The following is a 16,263-nucleotide window of genomic DNA, read 5'->3' as shown; positions in this document are numbered from 1 at the left end:
CCCGCAACCGCTGCCGCCCGACCTTGAGGTAAGGCGCATTATCGGGTAACGCAGCGCATTGACCCTTTTGCTGAAAGCCGGACCCATGAAATTCCTTGATCTTTGTAAAGTCTATGTCCGCTCTGGCGGGGGCGGGTCGGGCTGTGTTTCGTTCCGGCGCGAGAAATTCATCGAGTTTGGCGGGCCGGATGGCGGCGATGGCGGCAAGGGCGGCTCGGTCTGGGTCGAGGCTGTCGAGGGGCTGAACACGCTGATCGACTTTCGCTATCAGCAGCACTTTTTTGCCAAATCGGGCCAGCCCGGCATGGGCAGCCAGCGCACTGGTAAAACCGGCGAGGATGTTTTGCTGAAAGTGCCCGTTGGCACCGAGATTCTGGACGAGGATGAGGAAACCGTTCTGGCCGATCTGACCACCGTGGGGCAGCGTGTGCTGCTGGCCAAGGGCGGCAACGGCGGCTGGGGTAACTTGCAGTTCAAATCCTCGACCAACCGCGCACCGGCGCGCGCCAATCCGGGGCAAGAGGGCATAGAGCGCACGATCTGGCTGCGCCTGAAGCTGATCGCGGATGCCGGATTGGTTGGCTTGCCAAACGCCGGCAAGTCGACGTTTCTGGCCAGCGTTTCCAACGCGCGGCCAAAAATTGCGGATTATCCGTTTACGACCCTGGTGCCGAACCTTGGGGTGGTGGGAATTGATGGGCATGAGTTTGTCATGGCCGATATTCCCGGTTTGATTGAAGGGGCCTCCGAGGGGGCAGGCCTTGGCATGCAGTTCTTGGCGCATGTGGAACGCTGTTCCGTGCTGTTGCATCTGGTCGATGGCACATCGGAAACCGTCGCCGAGGATTACCAGACCATCGTGACCGAGTTGGAGGCCTATGCCGAGGCGCTGGGTGACAAGCCACGCATCACCGCATTGACCAAAATCGACGCGCTGGATGCCGAAACCCTTGAGGCGCGGTTTGCCGAATTGGCGTCGGTCGTTGATGGCGAGGTCTTTGCCATTTCGGGCGTGTCAAACCAAGGGCTGGCCGATGTCTTGCGCCGCCTTTATGCGCAGATTCTGGAAGACCGGGTTGTTGTCGAGGATGTTGGGCCGTGGCAACCTTGATCGCGCCCGACGTAACCGCTGCCAAACGCCTGGTGATCAAGATCGGGTCTGCCTTGTTGGTGGACCGGGTCAGGGGCTTGCGCCATGACTGGCTGACGGCCCTGGCGCTGGATGTGGTTGCGGCAAAGGCACGCGGGACCGATGTTGTCATCGTGTCATCCGGCTCTATTGCCCTGGGGCGCACGGTGTTGGGGCTGCCCTTTGCGGAACTGCCGTTAGAACAATCACAGGCCGCCGCTGCCGTAGGGCAAATCCGGCTGGCGCGGGCCTATGAAGAGGCGCTGGCGCCGCATGGGATCACCACAGGCCAGGTTTTGGTGACGCTGGAGGATACCGAAGATCGTCGCCGCTATCTGAACTCACGCGCGACGATGGAGACATTGCTGGGCCTTGGTGTGGTGCCGATCGTGAATGAAAACGACACCGTGGCGACGGATGAAATTCGTTTTGGCGATAACGACCGGCTGGCCGCGCAGATTGCCGTGACGGTGGGGGCCGATCAGTTGATTCTCCTGTCGGATGTGGACGGGTTTTATTCAGCCAATCCGAAAGAAGACCCGGCTGCCGTGCGGTTTGACGTGGTAACGCAGATTACGCCCGCGATTGAGGCAATGGCGGGCGATCCGGTTTCGGGCATGTCAAAGGGCGGGATGAAAACCAAGCTGTTGGCGGCCAAGACTGCGGTGGCGGGTGGCTGTGCAATGGCGATCATGGAAGGGTCTGCGCTGCGGCCCTTGCAAGCGCTGGCACAAGGTGCGGCGCGGACGTGGTTTGTCTCGGCTGCCGACCCACAGCAGGCGCGCAAACGCTGGATCAATGCAATGAAGCCACGGGGCGAGGTGCGACTTGATGCCGGGGCTGTTGCGGCCTTGCTGGCCGGCAAGTCCTTGTTGCCGGCGGGGGTCGCTGCTGTGGTTGGAAGTTTCGGGCGGGGCGATCCGGTGGCGATTATCGGGCCGGATGGTGCCGCGCTTGGCAAAGGCCTGGTGCGCTATACGGCGACAGAGGCGCGCGCGATTGCGGGGCACCGCTCGGGCGAGATAGAGGCGATTTTGGGCTATATCGGGCGAGCGGCATTGATTTACCGCGATGATATGGTGATTTGAAGCGCCAAAATAATCCGCGCGGGCGCTGGTGCCCCTGCCCGCATTCATCCGGCGCTGGCGTTGCAAAGATGAATACGGGCGCGGCTTTAGCGTTTCAACCCGATATTGAGCGTGCCGAGCGCCCAGCTGGTAACATCGCTCAGCAGGGTTTGATTGGCCTGGTTGAAGCCTTCTACCAGGCTTAGGGTTTGGGTGGAGGCAACGACGGCGCTGCTGGTGAAGCTGCGTGAGGAAATCACGGCGGCATCATCTTCACGCACCATACGGGCGGTCAGGCGCAGGCGGATGGTGGCAGTTTTACCATCCGGGGCGGCCTCGGCCTGAAAATCGGTCAGGTCGGTGACCAAGGCGTAATCGCCCGATGTACCCAAGGGGCGGCGGCCGACATAGCGAAAAGCGTTGGTATCTTCAAAGCTGCGGACCAGCAAGGTTTGCAGCATGACCGGCACCTCTTCGGCCCATTTGCCATCGGGCAGATAGGCGGCCTGCAAAGGATGCGGGCGGATCAGGATGCGGTCAGTGTTCAGCGCGCCGGGCGCGGTAGGCAGCTCAACCACAAATTGCCGTGCGCTGGTATGACGCGCAGCCACGGGGTTTGGCGGGGCCGACAGATCATAGGCATCAAGCGGCGTTGCGGCACTGCTGAGCGCCGAAAGGGCCGAGCAACCGGAAAGCAACGCAGTTGCGACAAGCGCGAGAAGGGTAAGGCGCGGGGTGATTGCTGGGGTCATGGCAGGACCTCTTTCCGGTTAACGTTTGTAAACAGGGGTATCCCCCCCGAGGAAGAAGCGCGCAGGATCACGCTGAATTTGTTTTGTAAGCTGTTCAAGATTCTTGATCAGATCGCGGGTTTCGCGGGCCAGGCGGGTGAATTGCGGCAGGGCGGTCACGGTGAAATCGCGGATCGGCGGGTCCGAGGCGGCGACAACGCGCGACACCCGTTCAAAAGTTTCGCGGGCGGCGTTGGCGGCGGCTTGCAGATCGGCGGTGACACCGGGGATCGCATCGGAGATGCCGGCAATCGCGCTATCCAGCCCGTCAATGGTGCCGCGCAGGTCGGTGACGATGGCGCTGATATCCTCATTTATCACGCGGTCGGCACCGTCAAAGGTTTTCTCAGCCGCTACAAGCGTGCGCTCGCCCACGACAAGGGCCGAATTGATCGCGTCCAGCGTGGTATTGGCGCGGGAAAAGCTGTCGGTCACGGCTGCAAGCGAGGCGCTGGCAGCATCCATCAGCCCGTCAACCTTGGCGCTGGCAGAGGTAAGTGACGTGCCGACATCGGCAATCACCTGATTGGCGGTTTCTGTGGCGGCACGGATATCGGCCATCATCGCGGGCAGGTCGTTTTTTGCCGCAGCGGCGATGGGCGCAAGGGCGGCGCGCGCCTCGGCGACCAGCGCGGTCCCGTCAATGTTGACCAGTTTGTCAAAGTTGACCGACGCCTCATCCATGGACACAAGGGTTTCATCAAGCTGCACGATCACCGCATCTGCGGATTTGATCGTGGTCTCCAACTCGACCAGCCGCATCGTCGCCACTTCACCGGTTTTCTTGAACTCTGCCAGCATGGCACGGGCATCATCACTGATTTTGCTGATCTGGGCGCGGGTTTCAGACAGCCCGTCGGTCAACTCTTTGGTGGCGAGTTTCAAATCCTGGTCGATGAACGCTTGCGCCTTTGTCAGCGTTTCGGTGGATTGTTCCAGCGTTTTGGTGCCGGTCGCCACGGTCACCTGGGTTTCCCTGGACAGTTCTGTGATCGCGTTAAGGGTTTCATCGGCGCTGTCGAACAGCTTTTCGGCCTTGCTGGTCAGGCCTTCCAACATGACGTTGAAGTTTGAAATCTCAATCGCAAAGGCCGAAATTGAACCCGCGACGATGGTGAAATCATCAAGCGATTGCGCAAAACCTTCCGAAGCGCGTTCGACATTGATCAGGATATTGTCAATTCGATTGACATTCTCGTTGCTGATCAAGCCTTTAAGTTCGCGAACAACATCCAGTACCTCGGTGACCAAGGCCGGGGCATCCTCGGACAGGCTTTGCAGCATGGATCGGCCAGCCTCGATAAGCGGGATGTCCGCATCGGAGGTGTCGCGTAAGAACGGCTCTGTCGGTTCACCGGGGCTGATGCCGACATAGGAAACGCCGGTGACGCCCTGGCTTTCGATGGTTGCGACCGACCCGGTGCGGACGGGCGTATTTTGGGCAACCTCCAGCCGGACAAGGATTGTGCCGTCATTGTCGGGCGAAAGGCCGACATCAACCACCTGGCCCACGGGCAGGCCGGCAAAGCGCACATCCGAGGCACGCGTCAGCCCCGAGACAGCGGTAAACTTGACATCGTAATAGGCGAATTGCCTTTCAAGTTCGATGCGCCCGAACCACAGCGCAAAAGCCAGCATGCCGATAAAGCCGACTATTGTGAACAGCCCGATCAGAACGTAATTTGCCCGTGTTTCCATGGCTTTATTCGCCTTTCGTCAAAGGTATGGCATCCATCGCGGCGCGGGCGCGGGGGCCGTGGAAATATTCGTGTACCCAAGGATGATCAACCGCCAGCATGTCTTGCATCGTGCCGCTGACCAGGACTTTTTTCTCGGCCAGCACAGCAACGCGGTCGCAGGTAGCGTGCAACGTATCAAGATCATGGGTGACGAGAAAGACCGTCAACCCCATGCTTTTAGACAATTGCCTGATAAGGATGTCAAAATCGGCGGCACCTATGGGGTCCAGCCCGGCGGTCGGCTCATCCAGAAACAGGATTTCGGGGTCAAGGGCCAAAGCACGGGCAAGCCCGGCGCGTTTGCGCATACCGCCTGACAACTCTGATGGAAACTTGTCTCCGGCCAGATAGGGCAAGCCCGAGAGCGCAATTTTCAGATCGGCCATCTGGCTGCGCAAACTGGGGTCCAGCCCTTGAACGTGGCGCATCGGCACCTCTATGTTTTCGCGCACATTCAGCGAGGAAAACAGCGCACCATCCTGAAACATCACCCCCCAGCGGCGTTCAAGCGCGGCGCGCTGCTGGTCTGTGGCGGCCAGGACATTGGTGCCCAGCACATCAATTTCACCCGATTTCGGAATTTGCAGCCCGCAGATAGAGCGGAGAAGCACGGATTTCCCGGTCCCCGAGCCGCCGACAACCCCCAGAACCTCGCCCCGGTACACATCAAGATCAAGGTCATCGTGAACGACATGGGTGCCGAACTGGTTGCGCAGACCGCGAATGCGGATAACGATCTCGGCGTCTGTTGCGGGGGTGGCTGTGGTCATACACCCACCTGCGCGAAAAATATGGAGAATACGGCATCGGTAACGATCACAGCAAAAATGGCGGTGACCACCGAGGCAGAGGTTTTTTGGCCAAGGCTTTCGGCGTTGCTGCCAACCTGCATACCGGCATGGCAGCCGACAATGCCGATGATCAGCGCAAAGAACGGCGCTTTGATCATGCCCACCAACAGATGCCATACGCCGGTGTTTTCAATCAGCCGCGTTTGGAACATGCCGGGTGAAATGCCAAGATCTATCCAGGCCATCAACCCGCCACCGATCAACCCGGACAGGTTGGCGATCAGTCCCAGGATGGGCAGCATCAGCAAAAGCGCAAGGATACGCGGCACGAACAGCGCCCCCGCCACATCAATGCCCAACGTCCGCATGGCGTCAATTTCCTCGCGCATTTTCATCGAGCCGATGGCGGCGGTAAAGGCCGAGGCGGTACGGCCTGCAACGATGATCGCGGTAAGAAGGATGCCGAGTTCGCGCAACACCGAGACAGCGATCAGGTCTACGACAAACACTTCGGCCCCGAATTGCCGCAACTGGGTAGAGCCCTGAAAGGCCAATACAACGCCGATAAGAAAAGACATCAGCGCCACAATCGGCACCGCCTTGACGCCAACTTCGTTACAATGATGCACAAGCGCGGTAAAACGAAACTCGGACGGGTGGCGGATGGATCGCACACAGCGATCCAGAAAAAGGCCGAAATACCCCAGCAATTCCAGAATGAAACCGCCGGCGGCAGTAACGCTGCGCCCCACTTTTTCCAGCCGGTCGGTAAGGGTCAGGCGCTTTGGCGGCGCTGAATCGGGTTTGGGAAGGGCCCTGCGCACAGCCCCCAGAATGGTGACAGCGTCATCGCTGGGATTGGTGATGGCAAAGGGCCGGCCTTTTTCCTTGGCCTCTTGCTCGGCCATGATGATGGCCCAGGCGGCGCTGGTATCCAACCGGGTGACGTTTGCAAGGTCTATCTCAACCGGCCCCTTGGCCACGGCCGCGGCCAGATCGCGGACCAGTGGGGTCAGCGTTGCCAGCGAAAAAGAGCCGCGCAAGACAAACTGCGCGCTACCTTCGGCTGAAAACAGTTCGATCTGGGGTCCGGTCACGATTTGGCAACACCTGCTGTTATTTGCCTTGCCTAACATGCGCGCGGGCGTGGTGCCAATTCAAACCCTGCCTTGATTGCATGCCGCGACAATAAAGACTATTTTGGTGGCAAGTTTGCAGCGGGATGGTGGTATGGACAGCGTGAATATGGGCGGGATGATGGCCGAAATCGGCAAAGCGGCGCGGGACGCTGCGGCAGAGCTTGCCTGTGCCAGTGCCGAACGTAAATATGCCGCCCTTATCGGTGCAGCCGAGGCGGTTTGGGCGGCGCGCGACGAGATCATCGCAGCGAATGCCAAAGACGTGGCCTATGGCGAGGGAAAAGGGCTGTCAGCCGCGATGATTGACCGGCTGCGGCTGGATGAGCTGCGGGTGCGCGCGATTGTGGATACGCTGCGCATGATCGCCGAACAGCGCGACCCGGTTGGCGATATCATCGCGGAATGGGACATGCCCAGCGGCCTGCATATTCAGCGCGTGCGCACCCCATTGGGGGTGGTTGGGGTGATCTATGAATCGCGGCCCAATGTAACGGCGGATGCGGGCGCGCTGTGCCTGAAAGCTGGCAATGCGGTGATTTTACGGGGTGGCTCCGAAAGTTTCCACTCTTCCAGTGTGATTCATGCCTGCATGGTCAAAGGTGTAGTGCAGGCGGGGCTGCCTGCCGCTGCGATCCAGCTGATCCCGACACGCGACCGCGAGATGGTGGCGCAGATGCTACAAGCGGTAGAGTATATTGACGTGATCGTACCGCGCGGCGGCAAGGGCTTGGTAGGCCTCGTGCAACGCGAGGCGCGGGTGCCGGTGTTTGCGCATCTGGAGGGGATTTGCCACGTTTATGCAGATGGCGATGCCGATCTGACCAAGGCGCGGGCGGTCGTGCTGAACGCCAAGACCCGGCGCACCGGAATTTGCGGATCAGCCGAGTGCCTGCTGATTGACCGGGCGTTCTGGGCCCGCCACGGCACAGTGCTGATCGACGATTTGCTGGCTGCGGGGGTTGAGGTGCGCGGGATCGGCGAGATTGCGGCGGTGCCGGGTGTTGTGGCGGCCAAGCCCGATGATTTCGGGCGCGAGTTTCTGGATATGATTATCGCGGCCAAGCTGGTCGACGGCGTAGAGGAGGCGATTGCACATATCCGCGCCTTTGGGTCCAACCATACCGATGCGATCCTGACCGAGAATGACGCTGTGGCGGCGCAGTTCTTTCAGCGGCTCGACAGTGCGATCTTGATGCGCAACGCCTCGACCCAATTCGCCGACGGGGGGGAGTTTGGGATGGGCGGCGAGATTGGCATTGCTACGGGCAAGATGCATGCACGCGGGCCGGTTGGGGCCGAGCAATTGACCAGCTTCAAGTATCTGGTAACCGGGGATGGGGCGTGCCGGGCGTGACCGCAGCTTTCGGCTGTGTCCTTTGCGATCTGCGGTGAGGAAAGGCGGCTGGTACTGCTGCCAAAGCCGGTCAGCCCCGCGCATTTTGGCCCGATAAAACGGCGGCGTGACGCGAAACTTTTCATTCCGGAATTGGGTAGCGCGTTTGTGCAATCAAGGCCCGTAGACATTCAAAATTCTGGGGCCTGTGGTCCTGCACCTTGCCGTGGCCGCGGCACCGCTGGCCTTTCCCGGCAGCGGCCCCGGCTGCTGCCATACATGATCCGCCACCACAAAGCGCTGCACGTTCATTCAAACCGCCATTTGGGAAGTCGGAATGTTCACAGGCCCCGGTAAACTATCGCGGAAATCATGACCCAGCCCGAGATTTCCGCCAACTGTTGCATCGCACCCAAAACATCGCCGGTTTGCCCGCCAATCTGGCGTTTGGCCAATGCCGCAAAGCCAACCTGCACTGCAGCCATTGCAGCCGCGATTGCCGCCCCCGGCCAACCAAAGAATACGACAAGCGCCACCGCGCCTGACACCGCAGAAATCAGCGCCAGATCTGCGGATGTTCCCGCAGCCGATCGCCCCAAACCGTCTGAGCGAGCCGCCGGCATCAGCCATAAAGCAGCCGCCAAGCCGGCACGGCTTGCCATTGCCAAAGCAACCAGCGCGGCGGCGGCGGTCCATGGGCCCGCCAACGTCAAAACACCAGCCAAACCCTGCCAGCGTAGCCCCATGGACAGTATCAGCGCGAGTGCGCCATAGCTGCCAATCTGGCTGTCGCGCATGATTTCAAGCTTGTGCGCTCTGTCACGCCCGCCACCAAACCCATCGGCCACATCGGCAAGACCATCCTCATGCAGCCCCCCCGTGCAAACAACCATTGCCAGCACCCCAAGCCCCGCCGCCAGAGCGGGTGCCACGCCAAACCATAAAACGACAAGCATGACCATGGCCGCCAGTCCACCGACAATTCCCCCCACCAGCGGGAATGCCCAAACCGAGGCGCCAAGGCTGGGCGCCCCCCCCAGACGCCCCGCAGGAAGCCGCGTCATCATCATCACGGCCAGTTGAAACTGGGCAGCGTATTTCACGCTTCGGACACTCCGGCCTCGCCAAAGGTCGCCATTCCATTGTGGCAGGCCAAAGCCCCCCGCAGAATGCCAAGCGCCAGGGCCGCGCCCGACCCTTCGCCCAAACGCATGTCGAATTTCAGAATCGCATCCTTGTTGATGGCGTTCAAAAGTTTCGCGTGGCCCGGCTCGGCGCTTTGGTGCCCTATCAGGCAATGATCCAACAGCCGCGGATCGGTTCCATAAAGAACGGCCGCCGCCGCCGTGCAGATGAACCCATCAAGGATCACAACGATACCGGCGGCGCGTGCTGCCAGCACCGCACCGCAAATCGCCGCCTGTTCGCGCCCACCCAAAGCCGCAAGCACGGCCATGCCAGCGCAGCCCTGATGCCGTGCAAGCCCCGCCTTGACCGCCGCGATTTTACGCGCGATCCCGGCGGCATCCGACCCTGTTCCAGCGCCAACCCAAGCGGCCACCTCGCCGCCGAAAACTGCCGCCGCCATCGCGGCCGCAACCGTTGAATTCCCAATACCCATTTCACCCAGGATCAACACATCGGCCTGCGTATCGACGGCATCAGCCCCGGTTTGCATCGCGGCCAGGGTTTCGGCCTCGGACATCGCGGGCTCTTGGGTGAAATCCTGTGTAGGACGATCCAGATCCAGCGGAATGACCTGCAAATCGGCGCCATTGGCACGGCAAAGCTGATTGATCGCCGCCCCGCCAGCTTGGAAGTTCATCACCATTTGGCCTGTAACTTCTTGTGGATAGGGGTTCACACCCTGCGCGCAAACGCCGTGGTTTCCGGCAAAAACAAGCGCTTGTGCCCGGTTTATTTCCGGGCGCGCGGTTTTGCGCCATCCGGCCATGAACGCAGCAAGGGTTTCCAGCCGCCCAAGCGACCCCGGCGGCTTGGTCAGGCTATTTTGGCGCACATGCGCGGCCGCTACCGAAGTCTCATCAAAGACCGGAAGGACCGCCACAAGATCAGCGATGGTGTTCAAAGAGGTAAATTGCATTTATTTCACTTTCACCGGCAAGCCTGAAACGGCAAGAACAACCTCATCCGCTTCTGCTGCAACCCATTGATTTATCGTACCCGCCGCATCGCGAAACGCGCGCGCCAAGGCATTTTCGGGGACGATCCCCATACCGACTTCGTTCGTGACCAGCACCACGGGGCTGGCCTGCTTCGTCAGGGCCGCAATCAGGTCTGACGTTGCGCCGCGCCAATCATGCCCAGCCAGCATCAGATTGCTGAGCCAGAGCGTAAGACAATCAACCAACCGCGGCCCTTTTCCATCGCTGGCGTGAAGCACGGTGGCAAGTTCGATTGGCTCGGCAATCATGTGCCATTCCGGCCCGCGTCGCGCTTGATGCTCAGCAATGCGGGCACGCATTTCGGCATCATGCGCCTGTGCTGTAGCAATATAGATTGCAGGTCTGCCTATCGACAGGCAGCGTGCCTCGGCGATACGGCTTTTTCCCGACCGCGCACCTCCGGTAATCAGAATCGTCTGTGTCATCCGCAAACAACCTCTTGTTACAGCGCTCATAACAAAGCAGATACAGTGCAGGCGTGAAAGGAGGAATGCGTAATTGTCTGACAAAATGACGGCCGAGCTGATCCTGATACGTCACGCCCCGGCACTGAGCGAGGGGCGGATAGCGGGGCGGCGCGATGTTGCGGCCGATTGCAGTGATACCAAAGCTTTTGCTGCCTTGCACCAAGCGATTGGACCGGTGGATCATATCCTCGTCAGTCCCGCACGGCGCTGCCAACAGACACTGGCACATCTTTGGCCAGAAGCAAATGCCGAGATGGATGCCAGGCTCTGCGAGCAGGACTTTGGCGACTGGGAGGGGCAACATTACGACAAACTGCCCGATCTTGGCGCGCTGGATTTGCCCGAACTTGCGCAGTATCGGCCGCCGAACGGCGAAAGCTTTCTTGATTTGGCCGCCCGCTGCACCCCCATGATATTGGAGGCAGCAGGGCGCAACGGCAGAACCGCGTTGATTGTCCATGCGGGCGTCATAAGGGCCACGCTTGGCTTGGCTTTGGATGCACTACCAATGGGGCTTGCGTTCCAAGTGGCGCCAATGTCGATGACAACCATTCTCGCCCTACCCAAGGCAGCCTGGTCAATAGCGGGCGTTAATCTGGTGCCGCGTTGATCAGGGTCGCAGGGCATTTTGGCGAGCTGATGCAAGGCTGTATCGGCCCATCGGGGCCGGTGGCGCTGATCACGCTGCCTTGTCCGGTCTTGGGTGTCGTGGCGCGGCACCAACCGGGCGTTGGCTTGATCATCGACGACTCGGATCAAGGGCTTCTATCCTTGGATCATGCGCAGAGGTTTCTGAAAACGCTTGGTCTTTCCCTTTCCGGTCAGATTGATATCCACGCCGAGATGCCCGTTGGTGGGGGTGCGGGGGCCTCGACGGCCGCGCTGGTGGCACTCGCGCGATTGGCAGGATACCACGGCGAGGCGCATGCCTTGGCCGCCGCCTGCATCGCAAGCGAGGGGGCATCAGACCCGCTGATGTTTGCAAGCCCTGAACAGCATCTTTGGGCCTCGCGCCTCGGTCAAACGCTTGCCGCTCTGCCGCCCCTGCCCCGATTTGAAGTGATCGGCGGTTTCTATGGCCCGCCACAGCGTACTGATGCAAAAGATAGCACTTTTCCTGATATAGCGCCGCTGCTTCCCGATTGGGTTGCGGCGGCACAGTCAAGTGATTTGCCAGCACTGGCGGCACTTGCCAGCCAATCGGCAAAGCTCACGCTGCGGATGCGCCGGGCACATAGTGACCCCACTGCGGCCGTGGCACATCAACTTGGTGCTCTGGGCCATGTCATCGCCCATACAGGGTCTGCGCGCGGGTTCATTTTTCGGCCCGGCACAGTTCCGGCTGGCGCGAAAGCGATGCTACAAGATGCCGGCTTGCACGGGGTCGTGCAATTTCTTTCTGGGGGGGCGCAATGACTTTTGCCGCGATGATGGTGATCGCGGTTGCGCTTGATCTGGCAATCGGCTGGCCCGCGCGCCTCTATGCAGCGATTGGGCATCCTGTCACATGGATCGGCGCTTTGATTGGGGCGCTGGACCGTCGGCTGAACCGCGAGGGCTGCAGCTTTGCACGCCGCAAATGGGCTGGGGTCGCGGCTGTTTTGATATGTGTTGGGCTGGTCGCTGGGCTATCAACCGTGGTGCAGATGCAGGTATCAGGGTGGTGGGGCATTTTGATCGGCGGTGTGATCGCATGGCCTCTGGTTGCGATGCGGTCCATGTATGAACATGTCGCAGCGGTCGCCAACCCGCTGGCACACGGCGATTTACCTGCGGCGCGTCATGCTGTTTCCATGATCGTCGGTCGCGAAACCAGCACCCTTGACGAGGCGGCCATTGCGCGTGCGGCGCTGGAAAGCCTTGCGGAAAACACATCAGATGGCATTGTCGCGCCCTTGTTTTGGGGTGTGCTTTTCGGCCTGCCCGGAATTGCGGCCTACAAGGCAATCAACACGCTTGATTCAATGATCGGCCACCGAAGCCCACGTTTCGAGGCGTTTGGCTGGGCCGCAGCCCGGCTTGATGATTTGGTCAACCTGCCAGCATCGCGGTTGACTGGCGTGATGTTCGCGGTGGTTTCTGGCCGCCCCAAGCAAGCGATAGCCACCATGCTGCGCGACGCCCCTCGGCATAGATCGCCAAACGCGGGTTGGCCAGAGGCTGCAATGGCCGCAGGCTTGCAGGTGCGGCTTTCCGGGCCACGCGTCTATGCCAACCACATCGCGGATGAGCCGTGGGTGAACGGTGGTGCCGCAGATCCGCTCGCTGCTGATCTGCAGCGCGGGCTTGCGCTTTACCGGCGCGCGTTGGTGTTGGGAATTGCCGCGCTTTTGACGCTGGCGCTACTTTAAGGAGGCAAGATGCGCGACCACGGTGGAAATATCGACGCGGCGATTGCGCGCTTTGGTGGAACGCATTGGATTGACCTGTCGACAGGGATCAACCGCGCTCCCTACCCCGTTCCGGCTATCCCGATCGGGGATTGGACAATGCTGCCAACCAACGCTGCGAAATCGGCGACTTTGGCGGCGGCCCGCACTGCGTATCGGACCGATGCACCGATGCTGGCCACCGCTGGCGCGCAGGCGGCGATCCAGATGATCCCACGACTGACCGTGCCAGGCAAAGCGCGCGTGCTTGGGCCAACCTATAATGAACACGCCGCAGCCCTGCGTGCCGCTGGTTGGCAGGTGCAACAGGTCACCCGCTTTGATCAGCTTGCCGGGGCGGATCTGGCGATTGTTGTCAATCCGAACAACCCCGATGGCCAAAGCTTTGCCGCCGCCGATTTGCAGGATTTGGCGAAAGAGACGCGCCTTGTCGTTGATGAAAGTTTTGGCGATCCGCAGCCCGCCCTGTCGCTGGCCCCCTCGGCGGGTGCGCCCGGCCTGATAATCCTGCGGTCGTTTGGCAAGTTCTATGGGCTGGCCGGGTTGCGGCTTGGTTTTGTGATTGGATGCAGCGATGATATCGCGCGCCTTGACGACATGGCAGGGCCGTGGCCTGTCAATGGCGCGGCCTTGCGGATAGCGACACAGGCGCTAACAGATCATGCCTGGGCCAAAGCGACGATCCTGCGCCTCCAAGCCGAAACGGCAAAGGCTGACGCGCTGGCCAAAGCCGCAGGCTGGGCCGTGGTTGGAGGCACCGAATTGTTTCGGCTTTACGAAACGCCAGATGCCAAAGCCGCGCAGGACCGGCTGGCCCAGCATCAAATCTGGTCACGCATCTTTCCCTATTCCGCCCGCTGGCTTCGCCTTGGCCTGCCCGGAGACGAGGCCGAATGGGCACGGCTAGCTTGCGCGTTGGAAGGCCGGTCAAACTAACCCGCCTGACATCCGAAACGGCGTTTCCCCTAAGGGCAAGCCGCAGGTCATCAGCAGCTTAGTTACCGTGCGAGGGCGATGAGGCCGGCCACATCAACATGTTTTTCAAGATGCGCAGCAAGTGCATCCAGCGTCGCCTCGACCCCCGCCCCATAGTGCAGCCCCGAGGATTGTCCGCCGATGCTGCGCAAAAATCCGGCGCGGAATGCATCATTGCTGAACATGCCATGCAGATAGCTGCCCATCACCCGGCCATCACTGGATATAGCGCCCTCCGGGCGTCCGTTCACCATGGCAAACGGGCGTTGCCGGTCCTGCCCATCCGAGCGACCGATGTGGATTTCGTAGCCCTGCATCGCAAGCCCTGTTGCCTGATGTATCGCATGGGCGCGGGTCAACCGCTTGTCGGGGGTCATCTCGGTTTCAATTGCAAGATGCCCCAGCCCCGATATTTCACCGGCTGGCCCCTCGACGCCCTGCGGATCGCGCACGGAAGTTCCCAGCATCTGATAGCCTCCGCAAATCCCCAGGGCCTTGCCGCCGCGCCGCAGATGGGCGGCAAGGTCAATATCCCAGCCTTGCGCGCGTAAAAACACCAGATCCGCAATCGTCGATTTTGTTCCGGGGATAATGACCAGATCGGTGTCGGCGGGAATAACCTCTCCCGCGCGCAGCATGGTCAGGGCGACCCCCGGCTCTTGCGCCAATGGGTCAATATCGTCAAAATTGGCAATCCGCGACAGGGCAAGAACGGCAATCCTGTATGCCCCCGACCCGCCGCCTTTGGGTAAATCCAAAGCATCTTCTGCGGGAAGCCTGGAGGCCGCGTCAAAGTAAGGCACGACGCCAAAACCGCGCCAGCCGGTCCGTGCAGCAATGAGCTGATAGCCATCAGCAAAAAGCGCTGGGTCCCCCCGAAACTTGTTGACCAGAAAGCCCGAGATCATTGCATTATCGGCGCCGTCCATCACTGCCTGCGTTCCTATGATCTGCGCAATCACCCCCCCGCGATCAATGTCACCGGCCAAAACAACAGGGCAGTCTGCGGCCCGTGCAAAGCCCATATTGGCAATGTCGCCCGCGCGCAGATTGACCTCGGCGGGACTGCCCGCACCTTCCACGATGACCAGATCATTGCAGGACTTCAGCCGCCCAAAACTTTCAAGCACAGAGGTCATCAAACCGGGTTTGAGTGCCGCATAATCGCGCGCCTTGACGGTGGCAACGCGTTTGCCTTGCACGATAACCTGACACCCAGTCTCGCTTTCCGGCTTGAGCAAGACCGGGTTCATGTCGGTATGCGGCTCGATCCCACAGGCCAATGCCTGCAACGCTTGCGCCCGCCCGATTTCGCCACCATCTGCGGTCACGGCGGCATTGTTGGACATGTTTTGCGGCTTGAAGGGTGCCACGCTGAAACCGCGCAGTTTCGCGGCCCGGCAAAGGCCCGCGACCAAAACCGATTTCCCCACATTGGAACCAGTGCCCTGGATCATCAGTGCCTTCATTTACGCTCCTTTTCGCGCGAATATCCGGCCCTGTGCGTGCAACTTACCCGATTGGCCCACGTTAAAACTCCACGCCGGGCTGTGCTTTGATGCCAGACCGGAATGGGTGCTTGATCAAGGTCATCTCGGTTACCAGATCGGCGGCCTCGATCAGCTCCGGTTTCGCGTTGCGGCCCGTCATCACCACATGGGTCAAAGGCGGTTTTTCCGACGCAAGGAAGGCCATAACTTCGGCTATATCCAAGTAATCATAGCGCAGGGCGATGTTGATTTCATCAAGCAGAACCAGACGATTATGCGGGTTTCGGATCAGCTCCTTCGCCTTTTCCCAGCCCTTTGCGGCCATCGCGACATCCCGTTCGCGGTCTTGGGTTTCCCATGTAAAACCTTCTCCCATTGCGTGAAATTCGCACAGTTCGGAAAAATGCGTCTCAATAATCCGCCGCTCGCCAGTATCCCAGCCGCCTTTGATGAATTGCACCACGGCACAAGGCATCTCATGGGCGATGCAGCGCAAGATCATGCCAAACCCGCTGGAAGATTTGCCTTTTCCCGCCCCGGTATGGACGATCAACAACCCTTTGTCGCCTTCTTTACCGGCCATCATCTTATCGCGTGCGGTTTTGATCTTGGCCATTTTTTTCGAATGACGCGCGTTCATATCTTCTGATGGGGTGACAGCGGCTTGGTTTTCTTCGGGGGTGGCGTCTGGGGGCGTCATTGATGTCTCCGATTATGGATAGAGGAAGTTTGCCTCGCAAAAGGCCGTGATTGTAGAAGGCGACGA

Annotated in this window: 16 protein-coding genes; 7 read left to right on the top strand and 9 right to left on the bottom strand. The window is 60.3% G+C overall.

Going from position 1 to position 16,263, the window contains the following annotated elements; translation table 11 throughout:
- Positions 1-85 precede the first annotated feature (85 nt).
- Together obgE and proB are read left to right on the top strand one after the other, a co-directional pair.
- Entirely contained in the window at positions 86-1,111 is a 1,026-nt protein-coding gene (obgE, locus tag VDP61_RS09240; protein WP_323006628.1) for a GTPase ObgE, read from the top strand.
- A complete protein-coding gene (proB, locus tag VDP61_RS09235; protein ID WP_323006627.1) occupies positions 1,099-2,217 on the top strand; it encodes a glutamate 5-kinase in 1,119 nt (372 codons plus the stop codon). Before obgE ends, proB begins: the two co-directional genes overlap by 13 nt.
- Before the next feature lie 86 nt (positions 2,218-2,303).
- On the opposite strand, the gene VDP61_RS09230 is transcribed toward proB, so the two are convergent.
- Genes VDP61_RS09230 through VDP61_RS09215 form a run of 4 tightly spaced genes read right to left on the bottom strand, consistent with a single transcriptional unit; the run spans position 2,304 to position 6,614 of the window.
- Positions 2,304-2,948, bottom strand: a complete 645-nt coding sequence (locus VDP61_RS09230) for an ABC-type transport auxiliary lipoprotein family protein (protein ID WP_323006626.1) — start codon at positions 2,946-2,948, stop codon at positions 2,304-2,306.
- An 18-nt stretch (positions 2,949-2,966) separates the two neighbouring features.
- The gene (locus VDP61_RS09225) at positions 2,967-4,685 is read right to left on the bottom strand and encodes an MlaD family protein (protein WP_323006625.1); all 1,719 of its coding nucleotides are present in this window, start codon (positions 4,683-4,685) and stop codon (positions 2,967-2,969) included.
- Between the two features lie 4 nt (positions 4,686-4,689).
- Entirely contained in the window at positions 4,690-5,496 is an 807-nt protein-coding gene (locus tag VDP61_RS09220; RefSeq protein ID WP_323006624.1) for an ABC transporter ATP-binding protein, read from the bottom strand.
- Positions 5,493-6,614 (bottom strand): MlaE family lipid ABC transporter permease subunit, encoded by a 1,122-nt coding sequence (locus VDP61_RS09215; protein ID WP_323006623.1) that lies wholly within the window; start codon positions 6,612-6,614, stop codon positions 5,493-5,495. Before VDP61_RS09215 ends, VDP61_RS09220 begins: the two co-directional genes overlap by 4 nt.
- Before the next feature lie 133 nt (positions 6,615-6,747).
- On the opposite strand from VDP61_RS09215, the gene VDP61_RS09210 reads away from it, so the two are divergent.
- Positions 6,748-8,010, top strand: a complete 1,263-nt coding sequence (locus VDP61_RS09210; RefSeq protein WP_323006666.1) for a glutamate-5-semialdehyde dehydrogenase — start codon at positions 6,748-6,750, stop codon at positions 8,008-8,010.
- Positions 8,011-8,330: 320 nt separating this feature from the next.
- Here VDP61_RS09210 and VDP61_RS09205 read toward each other — a convergent pair whose 3' ends face one another.
- From VDP61_RS09205 to cobU, 3 genes are read right to left on the bottom strand one after another with little or no spacing between them, the layout of a single operon-like run.
- Positions 8,331-9,092 (bottom strand): adenosylcobinamide-GDP ribazoletransferase, encoded by a 762-nt coding sequence (locus tag VDP61_RS09205; protein ID WP_323006622.1) that lies wholly within the window; start codon positions 9,090-9,092, stop codon positions 8,331-8,333.
- Positions 9,089-10,093, bottom strand: a complete 1,005-nt coding sequence (gene cobT / locus VDP61_RS09200; RefSeq protein WP_323006621.1) for a nicotinate-nucleotide--dimethylbenzimidazole phosphoribosyltransferase — start codon at positions 10,091-10,093, stop codon at positions 9,089-9,091. The genes VDP61_RS09205 and cobT overlap by 4 nt, the downstream gene beginning before the upstream one ends.
- The gene (gene cobU / locus VDP61_RS09195) at positions 10,094-10,600 is read right to left on the bottom strand and encodes a bifunctional adenosylcobinamide kinase/adenosylcobinamide-phosphate guanylyltransferase (protein WP_323006620.1); all 507 of its coding nucleotides are present in this window, start codon (positions 10,598-10,600) and stop codon (positions 10,094-10,096) included. It lies immediately after the preceding gene.
- Between the two features lie 73 nt (positions 10,601-10,673).
- Here cobU and VDP61_RS09190 point away from each other — a divergent pair, with 73 nt between their 5' ends.
- Genes VDP61_RS09190 through cobD form a run of 4 tightly spaced genes read left to right on the top strand, consistent with a single transcriptional unit; the run spans position 10,674 to position 13,968 of the window.
- Positions 10,674-11,252, top strand: coding sequence for a histidine phosphatase family protein (locus VDP61_RS09190; protein WP_323006619.1), 579 nt, complete (start codon positions 10,674-10,676; stop codon positions 11,250-11,252).
- Positions 11,249-12,058: a propanediol utilization protein gene (locus VDP61_RS09185; RefSeq protein WP_323006618.1), complete on the top strand. Its 810-nt coding sequence runs from the start codon at positions 11,249-11,251 to the stop codon at positions 12,056-12,058. Before VDP61_RS09190 ends, VDP61_RS09185 begins: the two co-directional genes overlap by 4 nt.
- The gene (gene cbiB, locus VDP61_RS09180; protein ID WP_323006617.1) at positions 12,055-12,993 is read left to right on the top strand and encodes an adenosylcobinamide-phosphate synthase CbiB; all 939 of its coding nucleotides are present in this window, start codon (positions 12,055-12,057) and stop codon (positions 12,991-12,993) included. The genes VDP61_RS09185 and cbiB overlap by 4 nt, the downstream gene beginning before the upstream one ends.
- A gap of 9 nt (positions 12,994-13,002) precedes the next feature.
- Positions 13,003-13,968 (top strand): threonine-phosphate decarboxylase CobD, encoded by a 966-nt coding sequence (gene cobD, locus VDP61_RS09175; protein WP_323006616.1) that lies wholly within the window; start codon positions 13,003-13,005, stop codon positions 13,966-13,968.
- A gap of 62 nt (positions 13,969-14,030) precedes the next feature.
- Here cobD and VDP61_RS09170 read toward each other — a convergent pair whose 3' ends face one another.
- Together VDP61_RS09170 and cobO are read right to left on the bottom strand one after the other, a co-directional pair.
- The gene (locus VDP61_RS09170) at positions 14,031-15,476 is read right to left on the bottom strand and encodes a cobyric acid synthase (RefSeq protein WP_323006615.1); all 1,446 of its coding nucleotides are present in this window, start codon (positions 15,474-15,476) and stop codon (positions 14,031-14,033) included.
- 61 nt (positions 15,477-15,537) lie between these two features.
- Positions 15,538-16,137: a cob(I)yrinic acid a,c-diamide adenosyltransferase gene (gene cobO, locus VDP61_RS09165; protein ID WP_323006665.1), complete on the bottom strand. Its 600-nt coding sequence runs from the start codon at positions 16,135-16,137 to the stop codon at positions 15,538-15,540.
- Between the last annotated feature and the right edge of the window lie 126 nt (positions 16,138-16,263).

The organism is Pseudorhodobacter sp. (assembly GCF_034675685.1).
Lineage (GTDB): Bacteria > Pseudomonadota > Alphaproteobacteria > Rhodobacterales > Rhodobacteraceae > Pseudorhodobacter.
This window is presented reverse-complemented; position numbering and strand designations above follow the sequence as displayed.